The 16160-nt window shown below is 66.7% G+C and carries 16 protein-coding genes; 13 read left to right on the top strand and 3 right to left on the bottom strand.

The features are described 5' to 3' along the window. Window positions 1-153: 153 nt before the first annotated feature. Entirely contained in the window at window positions 154-1122 is a 969-nt protein-coding gene (trxB, locus tag FPZ24_RS09680) for a thioredoxin-disulfide reductase (RefSeq protein WP_146571490.1), read from the top strand. Between the two features lies 1 nt (window position 1123). On the opposite strand, the gene FPZ24_RS09675 is transcribed toward trxB, so the two are convergent. The 3 genes from FPZ24_RS09675 to FPZ24_RS09665 are packed head-to-tail and all read right to left on the bottom strand — an operon-like array spanning window position 1124 to window position 2837. Then, complete coding sequence (locus FPZ24_RS09675) at window positions 1124-1888, bottom strand: hydrolase 1, exosortase A system-associated (protein WP_146571488.1); 765 nt, start codon at window positions 1886-1888, stop codon at window positions 1124-1126. After that, window positions 1876-2568 (bottom strand): hypothetical protein, encoded by a 693-nt coding sequence (locus FPZ24_RS09670; protein WP_240047404.1) that lies wholly within the window; start codon window positions 2566-2568, stop codon window positions 1876-1878. The genes FPZ24_RS09675 and FPZ24_RS09670 overlap by 13 nt, the downstream gene beginning before the upstream one ends. After that, entirely contained in the window at window positions 2565-2837 is a 273-nt protein-coding gene (locus tag FPZ24_RS09665; protein ID WP_146571486.1) for an acyl carrier protein, read from the bottom strand. Before FPZ24_RS09665 ends, FPZ24_RS09670 begins: the two co-directional genes overlap by 4 nt. A 79-nt stretch (window positions 2838-2916) precedes the next feature. On the opposite strand from FPZ24_RS09665, the gene FPZ24_RS09660 reads away from it, so the two are divergent. The 12 genes from FPZ24_RS09660 to xrtA all read left to right on the top strand — a co-directional run bounded on the left by FPZ24_RS09660 (window position 2917) and on the right by xrtA (window position 16090). Beyond that, complete coding sequence (locus FPZ24_RS09660) at window positions 2917-4404, top strand: AMP-binding protein (RefSeq protein ID WP_146571484.1); 1488 nt, start codon at window positions 2917-2919, stop codon at window positions 4402-4404. Then, entirely contained in the window at window positions 4401-5600 is a 1200-nt protein-coding gene (locus tag FPZ24_RS09655; protein WP_146571482.1) for a pyridoxal-dependent decarboxylase, exosortase A system-associated, read from the top strand. Before FPZ24_RS09660 ends, FPZ24_RS09655 begins: the two co-directional genes overlap by 4 nt. 107 nt (window positions 5601-5707) lie before the next feature. After that, complete coding sequence (locus FPZ24_RS09650) at window positions 5708-6358, top strand: XrtA/PEP-CTERM system exopolysaccharide export protein (RefSeq protein WP_146571480.1); 651 nt, start codon at window positions 5708-5710, stop codon at window positions 6356-6358. Between the two features lie 15 nt (window positions 6359-6373). After that, window positions 6374-7468: a Wzz/FepE/Etk N-terminal domain-containing protein gene (locus FPZ24_RS09645; protein ID WP_338061645.1), complete on the top strand. Its 1095-nt coding sequence runs from the start codon at window positions 6374-6376 to the stop codon at window positions 7466-7468. Then, on the top strand, window positions 7396-7884 hold the full coding sequence (locus FPZ24_RS17835) for a GNVR domain-containing protein (protein ID WP_338061644.1): 489 nt from the start codon (window positions 7396-7398) through the stop codon (window positions 7882-7884). The genes FPZ24_RS09645 and FPZ24_RS17835 overlap by 73 nt, the downstream gene beginning before the upstream one ends. Next, entirely contained in the window at window positions 7881-8813 is a 933-nt protein-coding gene (locus FPZ24_RS09640; RefSeq protein ID WP_146571478.1) for an AAA family ATPase, read from the top strand. The genes FPZ24_RS17835 and FPZ24_RS09640 overlap by 4 nt, the downstream gene beginning before the upstream one ends. Further along, window positions 8810-10426, top strand: coding sequence for a hypothetical protein (locus FPZ24_RS09635; RefSeq protein WP_146571476.1), 1617 nt, complete (start codon window positions 8810-8812; stop codon window positions 10424-10426). The genes FPZ24_RS09640 and FPZ24_RS09635 overlap by 4 nt, the downstream gene beginning before the upstream one ends. Window positions 10427-10438: 12 nt before the next feature. Beyond that, complete coding sequence (locus tag FPZ24_RS09630; protein WP_146571474.1) at window positions 10439-11449, top strand: ExeA family protein; 1011 nt, start codon at window positions 10439-10441, stop codon at window positions 11447-11449. A gap of 12 nt (window positions 11450-11461) precedes the next feature. Next, window positions 11462-12301, top strand: coding sequence for an XrtA system polysaccharide deacetylase (locus tag FPZ24_RS09625; protein WP_146571472.1), 840 nt, complete (start codon window positions 11462-11464; stop codon window positions 12299-12301). Next, window positions 12298-13371: a FemAB family XrtA/PEP-CTERM system-associated protein gene (locus FPZ24_RS09620; RefSeq protein WP_146571470.1), complete on the top strand. Its 1074-nt coding sequence runs from the start codon at window positions 12298-12300 to the stop codon at window positions 13369-13371. Before FPZ24_RS09625 ends, FPZ24_RS09620 begins: the two co-directional genes overlap by 4 nt. Continuing rightward, complete coding sequence (locus FPZ24_RS09615; protein ID WP_146571468.1) at window positions 13371-14567, top strand: TIGR03087 family PEP-CTERM/XrtA system glycosyltransferase; 1197 nt, start codon at window positions 13371-13373, stop codon at window positions 14565-14567. Before FPZ24_RS09620 ends, FPZ24_RS09615 begins: the two co-directional genes overlap by 1 nt. After that, window positions 14564-16090: an exosortase A gene (gene xrtA / locus FPZ24_RS09610; RefSeq protein WP_420853351.1), complete on the top strand. Its 1527-nt coding sequence runs from the start codon at window positions 14564-14566 to the stop codon at window positions 16088-16090. The genes FPZ24_RS09615 and xrtA overlap by 4 nt, the downstream gene beginning before the upstream one ends. Window positions 16091-16160: the final 70 nt, after the last annotated feature.

Below are 16160 nucleotides of genomic sequence, written 5' to 3'. Positions count from 1 at the left end.
TGCGACAACGTCGCACGCGTTACCGACGTCAGCTTTTGGGCCGCAAGCGGTCGTTGCCCCACCCCAAGCTTTTCCGTCCGACGCACATCTTGTTGTGGATAAGCGGCGCGCCACATTTGCACCGTCGGGCGCTTCGCCTTTAGGACTTCGCACATGACTACGCATACCACTCGCATGCTCATCCTCGGTTCCGGCCCTGCGGGCCTCAGCGCCGCGATCTATGGCGCGCGCGCCGGGCTCGCGCCGATCGTCGTGCAGGGCATCCAGCCCGGCGGGCAGCTGACCACGACCACCGACGTCGAGAATTATCCTGGCTTCCGCGAGGTGATCCAGGGTCCGTGGCTGATGCAGGAGATGCAGGCGCAGGCCGAACATGTCGGCACGCGGATGATGTGGGATACGATCGTCGAGGTCGATCTGACGCGGCGGCCGTTCCGGCTCGTCGGCGATGGCGGCGACGTCTACGAGGGCGATGTCTTGGTCATCGCGACGGGCGCGCAGGCCAAGTGGCTCGGGCTCGATAGCGAGGAAGCGCTGAAGGGCAAGGGCGTCAGCGCCTGCGCGACGTGCGACGGCTTCTTCTATCGCGGCAAGAAGGTCGCGGTGATCGGCGGCGGCAATACCGCGGTCGAGGAGGCGCTGTACCTTACCAACCACTCGCCGGACGTGACCTTGATCCATCGCCGCGATTCGTTGCGCGCGGAAAAGATCCTGCAGGAACGACTCCACGCCAACGACAAGATTTCGGTGCTGTGGAACAAGGAAGTCGAGAGTTTCGTCGATGGCGGCGGGACGGCGGGGCTGGTCGCGCTCGAGTTGCGCGATACGGTGACGGGCGACCTGTCGCGGCTCGATGTCGAGGGCGGGTTCGTCGCGATCGGGCACCACCCCGCGACCGAATTGTTTCGTGGCCACCTCGAGCTCGACGCGGACCACTACATCAAGGTCGAGACCGGATCGACTCGGACCAGCGTGCCGGGCGTGTTCGCGTGCGGCGACGTGATGGACAAAATCTATCGCCAGGCGGTGACCGCGGCGGGGACGGGGTGCATGGCGGCGCTGGATGCCGAGCGATTCCTCGCCGAGGCCGATTTCGAGAAGGTCGCCGAAGCAGCGGAGTAAGCTAGGCGAGCGCCTCGCGCAGTTGCGCCAGAAGCCAGGCGTCATCGCCCGGGCGCGCGAAGCTGTGGCTGTCGGTCGCGCATTCGCGCTTGTCGCCGCCGTGCGGCCACGCGCCGGCAAAGCGGATCGCGGTATTGTCGCGATTGGCGAGCAGGAAGACGTGGGGCGTGTCGCCAAGTGCCGCGGTCATCTGTTCGGCGATCGGATTGCCGGGTTGCGGTGACCCCTTGGAAGCTTTCCGTAAGCCACTGATAGCTTTGCCAATGTTGATGCCGCCGGTCGCCAGCCGCAGCCATTGTTTCGGGTCGCGCGCGCGATCGGCATAATGCGATCGGATCGCGTTGGCGGGCGGCAACCCGTCCTCCTCGTCGCCGACCCAGGGATTGGCCAGGACGAGCGACTCGATCCCGGCGGCGCGATGAAACAGCGCCAATGCCGTCGCTGCGTCGCAATTGCCGAAGCCGACGATGCGCTTCACGTTGGGCGCGACGGTGCGGAAGGCCTGCGCGGCAGCGGCGATGTCGGGGCCGCTTTCCGCGTAACCATAATTGGCGCCTTCCGAATCACCGATCCCGCGCCGATCGAATCGGAACACGGGAACGCCGCCCGCCGCCAACGTCGCCGCGATCAGCGCCATGCCGCGATGTGCGCCGCACCGTATCTCGTTGCCGCCGGAGACGATCAGGAGCCCAGTCGCACCGGCGGCATCGTCGAGTGTGCCGGCGAGCATGTCGCCCTCGCACGGGAACGAGATCAGCTCGCGCATCGATCGATCCAGTCGGCGATATCGTCGGCGAGCGACGCGGCGAGCGTGGGATCGTCGCCGGGTTCGCTGCGGCGCCACAAGGGCGCGCCCTCGACCTTATAGTCGGCTACCGCAGGGTCGGTATCCAGCCGCACGACACGCATGTTGCCCTCGCGCACGCAATCGGCCGCATTGAGGTCGCGCAACAGCGGGCGGCTGAGGCGATTGCCGGCGATCGTGACCGGGCCGCCTTCGTCGCTCCACGCGTCGAGGTCGATCTCGACCGGTTCGCCGGCGGCGTGGGCGGTGCGGAACAGTTCGCGGATCAACGCTTCGCCCTTGGCTGGCGCGAATTGCCAGCGGCTGACGACCGTGGCGTCGTGATCGACCAACGACCCGCCGCGTATCGCGACGCTGTGCACCGGCCGACCCGTTGTGGCGGCGCAGGCGGCAAATGCCGTCCTCCAGCCCGCCAGCATTGCGTGCTCTGTCGCGACCGGGCTGTCGTTCTGGCCCGGTAGGTCGGGCAACACCCCGCCGATGCCGAGGTCGGCAAGCTTGCGGAGCAGACCGACCGCGAACGTCCGCGTCCGATTGGCTTCCTCGAACAACGGCAGCGCGAGCACCACGACCGGGCCGCTGGCGGGGCCGAAGCGGACCATCGCCTCGCGCCCGCCGGCCCAGTCGTAATAATGGCTCACCCGTTCACCTTGCGCTCGACGAACCGGCGGAGCGCGCCGAACGTCTCGAGCATCTCGCCGTCGACCTCGTCATCCTCGATCAGAAAGCCGAGCCGGTCCTCGAGTTCGGTCAGCACGCCCGCCACCGCCATCGAATCGAGCTCCGGCAGCGCGCCGAACAGCGGCGTGTCGTCGTCGAATTTCGCAACGCGCGGCTCGCTCAGCGCGAGAACGTCCTTCAGGACGGCGCGGACGACGGTATCGACACGGGTTGCGTGGTGCTTGGTCATCGTGTCGGCGCGTTACCGGCTGGGGCGGGGGTTGGGAAGGGGCGCTTGGGGGACGCGCCCTGTGCGGCTATCAGGGGTCATGATCCCGCTCGATCCCGTTCCGCTGCCGATCGATCATCTGTCATTGCGTGGGGCGCCCGGCGACGCGGCTCTGGCGACGCGTGAGGGCGTGCTCGATTATGCCGGACTGGAAGCGGCGGTCGGCGCGCTGGCGGCGTGGTTGGCCGGGCAGGGGCTGGCGGCGGGGGACCGGGTGGCGACCTGGCTGCCGAAAACGTGGACGGCGTGCCTGATGCCGTTGGCGGCGGCGCGGGCGGGGCTCGTGCACGTACCGATAAATCCGTTGCTCAAGCATTTGCAGGTCGAGCACATCCTGGACGACAGCGGCGCGCGGCTGTTGTTCACGCAGCCCGCGCGCGCGGAGACGTTGCAGGCGGGCGATTGCCGGTTGGTGACGGACGAGCCGCCATTGGATGGCGTTGGTCTGCCGCCGTCGGATGCCGACCCCGATGCGCTGGCAGCGTTGCTCTACACGTCGGGATCGACCGGGCGGCCGAAGGGCGTGATGCTCAGCCACGCCAACCTGTGGCTCGGCGCGATCAGCGTGGCGCATTACCTCAAGCTCACGCCGCAAGACCGCGTGCTGGGCGTGCTGCCACTCAGTTTCGATTACGGACAGAACCAGCTTTTCTCGACCTGGGCGGCGGGCGCGTGCGTGGTGCCGTTCGACTATCTGCTGCCGCGCGACGTGTATCGGGCGATCGAACGGGAAGGGATCACGACGCTGGCTGGCGTGCCACCGCTATGGACGCAGTTGCTTGATATCGGTCCGCAAAATCATCCTACAAATACTCTGAGAAGATTGACTAATTCAGGCGGATCGCTGACGCGGCGATTGATCGACGGTCTGCACGATCGCTTTCCGGCGGCTGATATCTATCCGATGTACGGACTGACCGAAGCGTTTCGATCGACCTATCTCGATCCGGCACTGGTGGCGGATCATCCCGATTCGATCGGCCGCGCGATCCCCTTTGCCGAGATACTCGTCGTCCGCCCGGACGGCAGCGCCGCCGCGCCCGAGGAACCGGGCGAACTCGTGCATGCCGGGCCGCTGGTGGCGCAGGGCTATTGGGACGATCCGGAACGCACCGCGGCGCGGTTCCGTCCGGTACCTGCCTGGGCGAGGTCAGACGGTATGGCGGTCTGGTCCGGCGATACGGTGGTAACCGACGCCGGCGGTCTGCTTCGCTTCGTCGGGCGCGACGACGAGATGATCAAGTCGGCGGGCAATCGGATCAGCCCGACCGAGGTCGAGGATGCGGTCATGGCGGGCGGCGAGACGTCGGAAGCGGTGGCGGTCGGGATAGCCGACGAAAAGCTCGGACAGGCGATCGTGGTCGTCGCGAAGGGAGACGGGTCGGCGGAGGATCGGTTGCGCGACCGCTTGCGCCGCGAACTGCCGAACTTCATGCAGCCGGTACGCTATGTGTGGCGCAGCGAATTGCCGCGCAACGCCAACGGTAAGCTCGACCGCGCGGGGCTGAAAGGGGAAGTGACGTCATGAAGCCGATGGGCGCGATCCCCACCGCATTCCGCGACGTGCCGCTCACCATCGGTGGGCGGCCGGTGGATGAGTTCGCCGCGCAGACGCCGGTGTTCGTCTACGACTTCGACATCGTCGCCAGCCGCATCGCACGGTTCCGAGCGGCGTTTCCGGGTGTCGATCTGCATTATGCGGTGAAGGCCAACCCCTTCGCCCCGTTGCTCGCCGCGATGGCGCCGCTGGTCGACGGGTTCGACATCGCTTCCGGCGGCGAACTCGCGATGACCGAGGGCTTCGCCAATCCGCGCAGTTTCGCCGGGCCTGGGAAGCGCGATGTCGAGCTGGAGTCCGCGATCGGCGCGGGTGTCACGATCAACCTGGAGTCAGCGGGTGAGGCGGATCGCGCGCTGGCGATTGCCGGACGCCTCGGTATCGCGCCAAAGCTCGCCGTGCGCGTCAATCCCGAGTTCGAACTGCGCGGCTCGGGAATGCGGATGGGCGGGCGCGCGTCGCCGTTCGGGGTCGATGCCGATCAGGTGCCGGCGCTGATCAAGCGTATCCTCGATGCTGGGGCGGACTGGCGTGGGTTTCACATATTCGCGGGGTCGCAAGCACTTGATGTTCAGGCGATCATCGACAGCCAAGCGCACACGATTGATCTCGCCGCGCGACTGGCGAGCGACGTCGGCGCTTCACCGCCGCTTCTCAATCTGGGCGGCGGGTTTGGAATTCCGTATTTTCCCGGTGAGTTACCGGTCGATATTGAAGCAATCGGTAAAGTGTTGCTGCCCGGACTTGGCGCGTTGCCGGACACGCGGTTCGCGATCGAACTGGGTCGCTGGCTGGTCGGCGAAGCGGGGGTGTATCTGACCCGCGTCGTGGATCGCAAGCAAAGCCGGGGCGAGACCTTTCTGGTGTGCGACGGCGGGCTCAATCATCAACTCGCCGCCACCGGCAATCTCGGCACCGTCGTCCGCCGCAACTATCCGGTCGCGGTCGCGACCGCCGTGCCGAATGCCCCGACCGAAACCGTCACCGTCGTCGGCCCGCTCTGCACCCCGCTCGATCGCCTTGCCGATCAGGTCGAGCTGCCCGTCGCGCAACCGGGTGACGTCATCGCGGTGTTCATGGCCGGCGCGTACGGGCTTTCCGCCAGTCCCTGGGAGTTTCTCGGCCACCCGCGCCCGCTCGAGATATTGGCCGCGTCGGCCACATAATCCTAACGCTATCTTTACCCCCATCGGCCCATAGCCGCGCCTGAAAAGTCTGCGCAGCCGGCAAGTGACGTCACCGGCACTGTCAAGCGCAGGCACGGAGGCCGGTCATGCGTTTCATCAAGCTTTCCAGGGCTGCGGTCCTTGTCGGCGCCAGCGCGAGCGCGCTTACCGGCTGCGGCGGCAACGGCGCCCGGCCGAGCGGCACCTTGCCGCCCGCCGCGTTCGTCGCTTCGAAGGAGCAGCCCGGCGAAGAATATATCATCGGCCCGCTCGATCAGCTCAGCATCTTCGTGTGGCGCAATCCCGAACTGTCGGCGAAGGTCACGGTGCGGCCCGACGGGCGCATCACCACGCCTTTGGTCAGCGACATGCCGGCGGTGGGCAAGAGCCCGGCGATGCTCGCCGACGACATGAAGATCGCGCTGGGGACCTACATCAAGGACCCGATCGTCTCGGTCATCGTCGAAACCGCGCAGAGCACGTTCAGCCAGCAAATCCGCATCGTCGGCGCAACCGAGAAGCCGGCGTCGCTGCCGTATCGCGCGAACATGACCCTGCTCGACGCGATGATCGCGGTCGGCGGGCTCAACCAGTATGCCGCGGGCAACCGCGCGCGTCTGGTCCGCTACAACCGCGATACCGGCAAACAGCAGACCTACAACATCAAGATCGGCAAGCTGCTGAAGAGCGGTGATCCGACGGCAAACGTCCGGCTGGAGCCGGGCGACGTCATCATCATCCCCGAGTCGATGTTCTAAGGGGGGCGTCGACCGGTGAACGGCCTTTACGACGAAATTCGGATCGCGATGCATGCCGTCTGGCACCGCCGCTGGCTCGCGCTGGCGGTGGCCTGGGCGATCGCGATCCTGGGCTGGCTCGTCGTCAGCCAGTTGCCCAACCGCTACGAAGCGAAGGCGCGCGTCTTCGTGCAGATGTCGAGCGCGCTGCCCGCGGCGATCGGCATGACCGCGGCCGATCAGCAGAACGATGTCGATACGATCCGCCAGACGCTGACCAGCGCGCTGAACCTGGAAAAGGTCGTGCGCGGCACCGACTTGGCGAACACCGTATCGGGTCCGCAGGACATCGCCGATCGGGTCGCCGGCCTGCAGACATCGATCAAGATCGTCGCGCAGCAGAATAATCTCTTCGAAATCACCGCGTCGGCATCGAGCCCCAAGCTCGCCAAGCAGATCGTCGATAAACTCATCTCGATCTTCGTCGACCAGAATCTGTCCGACGACCGCACCGACACGCAGACGACGCTGCGCTTCCTCGACGGACAGGTCGACCAGATGCAGACGCGGCTGGCCGATGCCGATGCCAAGCGCAGGGCGTTCCAGACGCAGTATCTCGGCTCGCTGCCCGGGACGGGCACGCTGCAGGACCGCATGGCGGCGGCGCGCACGCAGATGGCGCAGATCGACAGCGACCTCGCCGGTGCGCAGACCAGCCTAGCGGCGATCAACGGCCAGATGGCGGGAACGCAGCCGAGCGTCGCGGGCGCCGGCGGCGTCGTCGGCGGACCGGCGCGCGCGCGGCTCGCGGCGATCGAGGGCCAACTCGCCGATGCGCGGGCCAAGGGTTACACCGAAAGCCATCCCGACGTGATCGCGCTGAAGAGCCAGCTCGCGGCAGCGCGCGAGCGGCGAACAGCGAGCCGATCGGCGCGGGTGGGGGCGGACAGCCCAACCCGATCTATCTGTCGCTCAAATCGATGCAGGCCGACAAGCAGGCAGCGGTCGCGGCGCTCAACGCGCGCAAGTCGCAGCTGCAGGGCGACATCAACGCGATCATGGCGAAGCTCAACGGCGATCCGGCGGTTGCGAGCGAGCAGAGCCAGATCGACCGCGACTACCAGGTGCTGAAAGACAAATACGACGCCTTGCTCGGCCAGCGCGAGACGATCCGCGTGCGCGCGCAGGCCCAGGCACAAACCGATGCGATCAAGTTCCGCACGATCGACCCGCCGGTGGCGCCGCGCAAGCCGACCGCACCCAACCGGCCGCTGCTGCTGACCGGCGTGCTGATCATGGCGATCGGCGGTGGCATCGCCGCGGCGTTCGCGATGGCGCAGCTCAAGGTCACCTTCGCGACGGCCGGGCGGCTGGAGAAAGCGACCGGCTTGCCGGTGATCGCATCGATTAGCGAACGTGTCTCGCGCGTCGACGCCGCGTTGCGAGCGCGCAAGTTCAAGCTGTTCGCGGGGGCGACGGCGGGGCTCGCGGTCGCGTTCGTCGGGCTGCTCGGCGTCGAAATGCTGATGCGGGGGCTCGCGGCATGAACAAGCCGATCATGAACAAGGGCGGGTCGCTGCTCGAACGCGCGGCCGAGGTCTACGACTTCTCGGCGCATTTCCGCGCGCCGGTAATCCCGGCCGACGATCTGCCGCCGGTGCCGCCGGTCGAGCCCGTCGAAACGATCGTGCCGTTGCGCGCCACGCCGACGCCCGTCGTACCGACAGCGCCGGTCGCGCATCGCGAGGCGGCGATCGATCGCGCGTTGCTCGTCGAAAACGGCTTGCTCGTGCCGGGCGCGCCGGTCGGCGTGCTCGCCGAGGAGTTCCGGCTGGCCAAGCGCCAGTTGCTGCTGACCGCGCGCCGGCTCGCCGCGACCGATCCGGCCAAGGCGCGGACGATGCTCGTCTGTTCGCCGAAGCCCGGCGACGGCAAGACCTATTGCGCGGTGAACCTCGCCATCTCGATGGCCGCGGAACGCGACCTGCGCGTGCTGCTGGTCGATGCCGATTTCGCCAAGCCGAGCGTGATGAGCCGGCTGGGTGTCGAAGACGGCCCCGGCCTGCTCGATGCGCTCGCTGATCCGTCGATCGATATCGAAAGCTGTGTCGTCGGCACCGATATCCCGAATCTCAGCCTGCTGCCGGCGGGCGCGGGATCGACATCCGACACCGAACTGATCGCCAGCGATCGCACGCCGGCGTTGATCGCGCGGCTGCTCGCCGCTGATCCGCAGCGCGTCGTGATTTTCGATTCACCGCCCGCACTCGCCGCGTCGCCCGCTTCGGTGTTGGCGCTGCATGTCGGACAGATCGCGCTCGTGGTGCGCGCCGACCGTACGATCGAGAGCGATATCCGCGACGCCGTGCACCGGCTCGAGGGCTGCGACGAGATCCAGCTTTTGTTGAACAGCGTTTCGTATGCGCCCGGGGGGGCGCGCTTCGGCAGTTATTACGGCCAGGGGGACGGCCAATGATCATCAGGATTACGGGGGCGGTCGCGATCGCGGCGCTGCTGGCGGCGACGCCGGCGGTGGCGCAGGATCGCGACGGGGGCAAGAAACGTCGCGTCAGCGTGGCGCCCTATATCGAGCTCGGCCAGGTACTGACCGCCGACGTGCAGTCGGGCGACGTTCTCACCTACACTTCGGCGGCCGCCGGCGTGGATGTCGGCATCGACACGCAGCGCGTGTCGGTCAATCTGAGCGCGCGGTACGAGCATCAATTCACCTACGATTCGCGGTCGAGCGATTCGGATATCGTCAGCGGCTTCGCCAATGCGCAGCTGCGCCTCGCGCGTGGACTGTCCATCGAGGCGGGCGGGATCGCGACGCGCACGCGCAACGACATTCGCGGGTTCGCGCCGAGCTTCTTCGGCAACGACAATCGCAACGTCAGCAGCGTTTATTCGGCCTATGTCGGGCCCAGCTTCGCGACCGGGCGCGGGCCGATCTTCGTCAACGGCGGCTACCGCTTCGCCTATACCAAAGTGACCGAGCCGGGCCCGACCGGCGTCGCGCCGGGAAGCCCCCGGCTCGATTATTTCGACGATTCGAAGCTGCACATGGCAACGCTGTCGACCGGGTTCAAATCGGGGACGGTGCTGCCGTTCGGCGTGACGCTGAGCGGCGGTTGGACGCGCGAGGATCAGGGTCAGCTCGGCGGCCGGTTCGAAGGACTATACGGCCGCGGCGATGTCGTCCTGCCGTTGTCCGGTACCTTCGCGGTCGAAGGCGGCGTCGGCTACGAAAAGATCACTTCGAGCGCGCGCGATCCGTTGCTCGATGCCGGCGGCGATCCGGTTCTCGACCGCAACGGCCGTTTCGTCACCGATCCCGCTTCGCCGCGCCGCATCGCGTATCGCACCGACGGCATCTATTGGGACGCGGGCGTCCTGTGGCGGCCAAGCCCGCGCACCTCGCTGGAGGCACGCGTCGGCCGGCGCTACGGGTCGTGGACCTATACCGGTTCGCTGAGCTATGCACCGACACCCAGCGTCGGTGTGCAGATCGGCGTGTACGATCAGGTCGAGACGTTCGGCAGCCAGCTTCAGCGTGGCCTGCGCGGCCTGCCCAAGGAATTCACCCAGACCCGCGATTTGCTGGCGCAACAATTCAGCGGTTGCACGTTCGGCACGACCGGCGGCGGCGCATCCGGCGCCTGCCTCAATTCGGTGTTTCAGTCGGTCTCGGAAGCGACCTATCGTTCGCGCGGGGTCGACGGCACGATCAGCCTGACGCGCGGCGGCACCCAGATCGGGCTCGGCGCGGGGTATGCCAACCGCAAATTCTACGCGCCGCAGACCCCGGGTATCGTCATCAACGGAATCACCGACGAAAGCTATTATGCCCAGCTATTCTATTCGACGCAGCTTGGCCCGCGCACGACGCTGAGCGGCGACGTGTTCGCCAATTACTACAATAGCGGCCTGGCACCGGGCATCCTGAGCATCGGCGCGACGGGATCGCTGTCGCAGAGCTTCGGGCGGCTCGGCACCAGCCTGTCGATCGGCGCCTACACGTTCAGCCAGGATGGGCAACAAGACCAGACGCAGGCGCAGGCGACGGTCGGCGCACGGTATCAGTTCTAAGGGTAAGCGACGATGCACGACGACCATTACGGATTGAGCGAACGCCCCTTCGCGCTGACGCCCGATCCGAAATTCTGGTTCGATACCGCCACGCACCGCAAGGCGATGGCGTATCTCGGCTATGGCCTGAGCCAGGGCGAGGGGTTCATCGTCATCACTGGCGATGTCGGTGCGGGCAAGACCACCCTGGTGGGTCATTTGATGGCCATGATCGACCGCGACCGGCTGCACGCGATCAAGCTGGTCTCGACGCAGATCGAGGCCGACGACCTGTTGCGGATCGTCGCGGGCGGGCTGGGCGTCGAAGCGGCTGGCCTGAGCAAGGCCCAGTTGTTGGTCGCGATCGAACGCGGGCTGCACGCCGTCGCGCGGAGCGGGCGTCGCACGCTGCTGATCGTCGATGAGGCGCAGGCGCTGCACGTCAACGCGCTCGAAGAATTGCGGATGCTGTCGAACTTCCAGGCGGGCGGACACGCTTTGCTGCAGATCGTCCTGCTGGGTCAGCCCGAGTTCCGCGCGGCGCTCAACGGGTCGGATCGGCTCGAACAACTGCGTCAGCGCGTGATCGCGGTCCATCACCTCGACCCAATGGGTCGCGAGGAAGTCGAGCCGTACGTCGCGCACCGCCTGTCGCTCGCCGGCTGGCGGGGCAATCCCGACTTCACGCCCGATGCGATCGAGGCGTTGTATCGCGGGTCGGACGGGGTGCCGCGCCGTCTCAACCAGCTTGCAGCGCGGGTGATGCTGCAGGGCGCGATCGAGCGGCTCGACGTGATCGACGGCAAGACGGTCGATCTGGTCGCTGCCGACATCAACGGCGACATGCCGGTCGTGGCTGCGCCCGCGGTGCAACCGCAGGCGGTTCCGCTTCCGATGAGCCAGCCGATTTCGATCGCGCCGGATCGCTTCGCCGCGATCGAGGCGCGGTTGGAGGAACAGGATGCGGCGCTGCGTCGCGTGCTCGCGCTGCTGGTCGACTGGGTCGAAAGCACCGACGTGATGCGCGGCGGGCGCGCGGCCTGAAGGAGCGATCCGATGCTGAACGGCCTGTCGGTCGACGTCGAGGAATGGTTCCAGGTCGGCGCGTTCGAACGCGTGATCAAGAAGGCCGACTGGGACCGGCTGGAAGGCCGCGTCGATTATAACACCGGCAAGGTACTCGACCTGTTCGCCGAAAGCGGCGTCAAAGCGACGTTCTTCACGCTTGGCTGGGTCGCGGCGCGGCATCCGAAGCTGCTTCGTCGCATCGTTGACGAAGGGCATGAGGTCGCGAGCCACGGCTGGGACCATGATCGCGTGTTCACGATGGACGCGACCGCGTTCCGCGACGACCTTGCGCGTGCGAAAGCGGCGCTGGAGGATGCGTCGGGGCAGAAGATCACCGGCTATCGCGCGCCGAGTTTCTCGATCGACCAGCGCACGCCCTGGGCGCACCAAGTGCTGGCGGACGAAGGCTATCGCTACTCGTCCAGCGTAGCGCCGATCGCGCACGACCATTATGGCTGGGCCGACGCCCCGAAGCGGGCATATCGGCCTGTTGCCGGATCGGACCTGATCGAACTGCCGATCAGCCTCGCCAGCATCGGCGTGCGGAAAATTGTGACGGGGGGCGGCTTCTTCCGATTGTTGCCGGGTGAAATAACCTATCGAGCGATTGCCCAGGCGAACCGCGAGAACCGGCCGGCGGTGTTCTACTTCCACCCTTGGGACATGGACCCGGGCCAGCCGCGCGTCGCGAACGCACCGCTGCGATCGAAGCTGCGCCACTATCCGCGGCTGGGAGCGATGGCGGGGAAGCTGCGGACGCTGGTCGCGAAACATCAATGGGGCCGGGTGGATGCGGTAATCGCGCAGGAAGCGGCGCGGCTGTCATGACGGTCCAACTTCCCACGCTCGTTGCGATCATGCCGGCGAATCTGAACGACGCCGGCGAACGCGCGCGGATCGACGACTACGTTCGCGCGCATCCCGACGCAACGCCGTTCCACCTGACCGGCTGGAACGTCGCTGTCGCGCGCGCCTGCGGCCAGACCGCGCATTGCCTGATAGCGCAGACCGCCAATGGCGAAATCCACGGCGTGCTGCCCTTGACCGAAATCCGATCGCCATTGTTCGGCAAAGCGCTCGTATCGACAGGGTTTGCCGTGGACGGCGGTATCCTGACACGCCGTGACGCGGTCGCCGACGCCCTGGCGGCATCCGCTTGGGCGCTGGCCGAAAAGCTTGGTTGCCCGAGCCTGGAATTGCGCGGTGGGCCGGCGCCGGGCGAGGGATGGATCGTCGATGAGACCACCTATCTCGGCTTTTCGCGCGATCTGGCGGCGGACGACGAAGCACAATTGCTCGCCATCCCGCGCAAGCAACGCGCCGAGGTGCGCAAATCGCTCGACAGCGATCTGCATGTCGCGATCGGCAATTGGCCGAACGATCTCGCGATGCACTACACGGTGTTTTCAGAGAGCGTCCGCAATCTCGGCACACCGGTGTTCCCCGCCAAGCTATTCCGCGAAGTGGCGAAGGAACTGGGCGACCACGCCGACATCGTCACGGTCTCGCACCGCGGCACCCCGCATGCGAGCGTGTTCAGCGTCTATCTCAACGGCACCGTCTATCCCTTCTGGGGCGGCGGCACGCGTGAGGCGCGGGCGCTGAAGGCGAACGACCGGCTCTATTACGAGCTGATGCGCCACGCGCGCGCCAACAAAGCCTGCACGCGCTACGACTTCGGGCGGTCGAAGGCGGGGACGGGCGTCGCTGCGTTCAAGAAGAATTGGGGGTTCGAAGGCGTGCCGCTGCGCTACGCCAAACGCGTCGCGCCCGGTGAGACGCCGCGCGAAATGAACCCGATGAGCCCGAAATACCGGCTGCAGGTCGCGGTGTGGAAGAAGCTCCCGCTGTGGCTCGCCAACACGATGGGGCCGGTGATCGCCAAAGGCCTGGGCTGATGGGTGACCTTCTGTTTCTGGCGCACCGGTCGCCGTTTCCGCCCGATCGCGGGGACAAGATCCGCGCGTATAACGTGCTCAAGTATTTGGCCGAGCGAAAGCGGGTACATCTGCTCGCGTTCGCGGATGACCGCCGCGATCTCGACGATGGCGGCTTGGCGTCGCTGACCGCTAGCCGGAAGGTCTTTTGGCGCGATAAGTCGCGGGTCGCCGCGACGCTCGAGGCAATGGCGCAGGGTAAGCCAGCATCGCTGACCGCGTTCGACAGCACGGCGATGCGTGAGGGCATTGCCGACATACTCACGCGCGAGACGATCGACACGATCTACGTATTTTCCGGTCAGATGGCGCAGTATGTCCCGGCCGACTTTGCCGGGCGCGTGATCATGGATTTCTGCGACATGGATTCGCTGAAGTTCGCCGACTACGCGAAGGACGCGCGCGGTCCGATGCGCTGGCTGATGGCGCGCGAAGCGGACAAGCTGCGGTCGTTCGAGCGCGCAACAGCAGACCGTGTCCATGCCAGTCTGTTCGTCAGCGCTGCGGAGGCGCACCTGTTCCGCACGATGACCGGCGCGAAGAACGTCCAGGTCATCGAGAACGGGATCGATACCGATTTCTTCGATCCTGAGGCAGCATTCAAGATCGTCGGCGAGCGGGGCCCGCTGATCGTGTTCACCGGCCAGATGGACTATCGCCCCAATGTCGAGGCGGCGGCATGGTTCGCGCGCGATATACTGCCCGTGATCCGCGTGGCGCATTCGACAACGCGGTTCGCGATCGTCGGGCGCAATCCGACCGACGCGGTACGCGCGCTGGCGAGCGATGCGGTGATCGTGACCGGCGAGGTCGCCGACGTGCGCGGCTGGCTGGCGGCCGCGACGTGCGTCGTCGCGCCGCTCAAGATCGCGCGCGGCATCCAGAACAAGGTGCTCGAAGCGATGGCTATGGCACGGCCGGTGGTCGCCAGCGAGCCCGCTGCCGAAGGAATCGACCATGACGGCACGATCCTGAGCGGGGCGAGGGTAGACGATATCGCGCGGGCGGTAACCGATTTGCTCGGTGACAAGCGCCGTGCCGAAGCGCTGGGCAGGAGCGCACGCGAGCAGGTCAAGCGGCGTTACGGCTGGGAGGCACGGCTGGCACCGCTCGGCGCACTGATCGGCAAAGCGGCCGCAGCGCGGAACGCGGCGTGACGAGCATTGCCCAAACCGCACCGAGCAGCTTTACGGTGGCGCCGGCATGGCGTCGGCCGCTGATTGCGCTCGGGCTGGTGGCGGCGATGCTGCTGCTCACGTTCCGCCGCGACGTCGGCGATCTCGCCGCGCTCTACTGGACCAACACGACGTTCGGGCATTGCCTGTTCATCGCGCCGGTGATCGGCTGGCTGGTGTGGATCAGGCGCGGCGAACTCGCCGAATTGACGCCGAAAAGCTGGGCGCCGGGGCTCGCATTGGTCGCGACAGGCGGGTTCGCCTGGCTGCTCGGCGATGCCGGGACGGTGTCGTTTGCGCGGCATCTCGGGCTGGTGATGATGCTGCAGGGCGCGGTGCTGACCTTGCTCGGACCGAACGTTGCGCGCGGTATGTTGTTTCCGCTCGCCTATGCGCTGTTCCTCGTGCCGTTCGGCGACTTCCTCGAGCCGCCGCTCCAGACGATTACGGTATGGATCACGATGCATCTCCTCCACCTCGTCGGCGTGCCGGCGACGGTGGACGGTGTGCTGATCACCGCGGGCGGCAAGTATTTCGAGGTGGCGGAGGCGTGTTCGGGGTCGAAGTTCGTGATCGCGATGGTCGCGTACGGCGTGCTGGTCGCGAACCTCTGTTACCGTACCTGGCCGCGCCGTCTTGGCTTCATGGCGATGGCGCTGGTCGTGCCGGTGCTGGCAAACGGCCTGCGCGCGTTCGGGACGATCTATGCCGCGGTGCTGACCAGCGTCGAGCAGGCGACGGGCTACGACCATATCGTGTTCGGCTGGGTGTTCTTCGGGCTGGTGATGGCGGCGGTCTTGGCGATCGGGTGGAAGTGGTTCGATCGTTCGCCCGACGCGCCGGCGTTCGATCCGGCGGCGTTGCAGCGGCCGATCCGCTGGCGACTCGATCTGCCGGTCGCGGCGCTGCTCGTGCTGGCGACCGCGCTGATCTTCCCCGGCTGGTCCGCCGCGATCGCGCACCGGGCGCAAGCGCTGCCCGCGCATATCGACCTACCTCCGGTACCCGGTTGGACCCGCGCCCCGGTCAGCGCGAAAGCGGCGTGGACCCCGAACTATCCGGGTGCCGACCACCAATTGTTCGGCCGCTATGTCGACGATCGGGGAAATGCGGTGGACATCGCCATCGCCGTCTATGGCAGCCAGCGCGAGGGCAAGGAGATTGTCGGGTTCGGCATCGGCGCGATCCAGCAGGACGATCGCTGGGTGAAGATCAAGGATCTGGATGCGCTGAACGGTGGCTCCGTCATGGCGATTACCGCGCCCGGGCCGGTGGAGCGCCAGGTCGCGACATGGTATCGCGTCGGTTCGGTCCTGACCTCCAACGAGAAAATCGTGAAGCTCGAAACCCTGAAGGCGAAACTGTTCGGCGGCCCGCAGCGGGCGGTGGCGATCCATCTTTCGGTGGAGGGCGACCGCGATCCGCGCGGCGCGATGACGAAGTTCCTGGCGGCGGTCGGCCCGCTCGATGTGCTGGCAGATCGCAGCGCCGGAATGACGAGATGACCTCTATACCGTTCGTGCTGAGCTTGTCGAAGCACGTGTACCAGACCACGCCCTTCGACACGCTCAGGGC

The organism is Sphingomonas panacisoli, assembly GCF_007859635.1.
In the GTDB taxonomy this organism is placed as follows: Bacteria; Pseudomonadota; Alphaproteobacteria; order Sphingomonadales; family Sphingomonadaceae; genus Sphingomonas; species Sphingomonas panacisoli.
This window is presented reverse-complemented; position numbering and strand designations above follow the sequence as displayed.

Excerpts from the sequence above, each read along its gene's own strand:
- trxB (WP_146571490.1), top strand. The coding sequence starts at position 154 with ATGACTACGCATACCACTCGCATGCTCATCCTCGGTTCCGGCCCTGCG.
- FPZ24_RS09675 (WP_146571488.1), bottom strand. The coding sequence starts at position 1,888 with ATGCGCGAGCTGATCTCGTTCCCGTGCGAGGGCGACATGCTCGCCGGC.
- FPZ24_RS09665 (WP_146571486.1), bottom strand. The coding sequence starts at position 2,837 with ATGACCAAGCACCACGCAACCCGTGTCGATACCGTCGTCCGCGCCGTC.
- FPZ24_RS09660 (WP_146571484.1), top strand. The coding sequence starts at position 2,917 with ATGATCCCGCTCGATCCCGTTCCGCTGCCGATCGATCATCTGTCATTG.
- FPZ24_RS09655 (WP_146571482.1), top strand. The coding sequence starts at position 4,401 with ATGAAGCCGATGGGCGCGATCCCCACCGCATTCCGCGACGTGCCGCTC.
- FPZ24_RS09650 (WP_146571480.1), top strand. The coding sequence starts at position 5,708 with ATGCGTTTCATCAAGCTTTCCAGGGCTGCGGTCCTTGTCGGCGCCAGC.
- FPZ24_RS17835 (WP_338061644.1), top strand. The coding sequence starts at position 7,396 with ATGGCGAAGCTCAACGGCGATCCGGCGGTTGCGAGCGAGCAGAGCCAG.
- FPZ24_RS09640 (WP_146571478.1), top strand. The coding sequence starts at position 7,881 with ATGAACAAGCCGATCATGAACAAGGGCGGGTCGCTGCTCGAACGCGCG.
- FPZ24_RS09635 (WP_146571476.1), top strand. The coding sequence starts at position 8,810 with ATGATCATCAGGATTACGGGGGCGGTCGCGATCGCGGCGCTGCTGGCG.
- FPZ24_RS09630 (WP_146571474.1), top strand. The coding sequence starts at position 10,439 with ATGCACGACGACCATTACGGATTGAGCGAACGCCCCTTCGCGCTGACG.
- FPZ24_RS09625 (WP_146571472.1), top strand. The coding sequence starts at position 11,462 with ATGCTGAACGGCCTGTCGGTCGACGTCGAGGAATGGTTCCAGGTCGGC.
- FPZ24_RS09620 (WP_146571470.1), top strand. The coding sequence starts at position 12,298 with ATGACGGTCCAACTTCCCACGCTCGTTGCGATCATGCCGGCGAATCTG.
- FPZ24_RS09615 (WP_146571468.1), top strand. The coding sequence starts at position 13,371 with ATGGGTGACCTTCTGTTTCTGGCGCACCGGTCGCCGTTTCCGCCCGAT.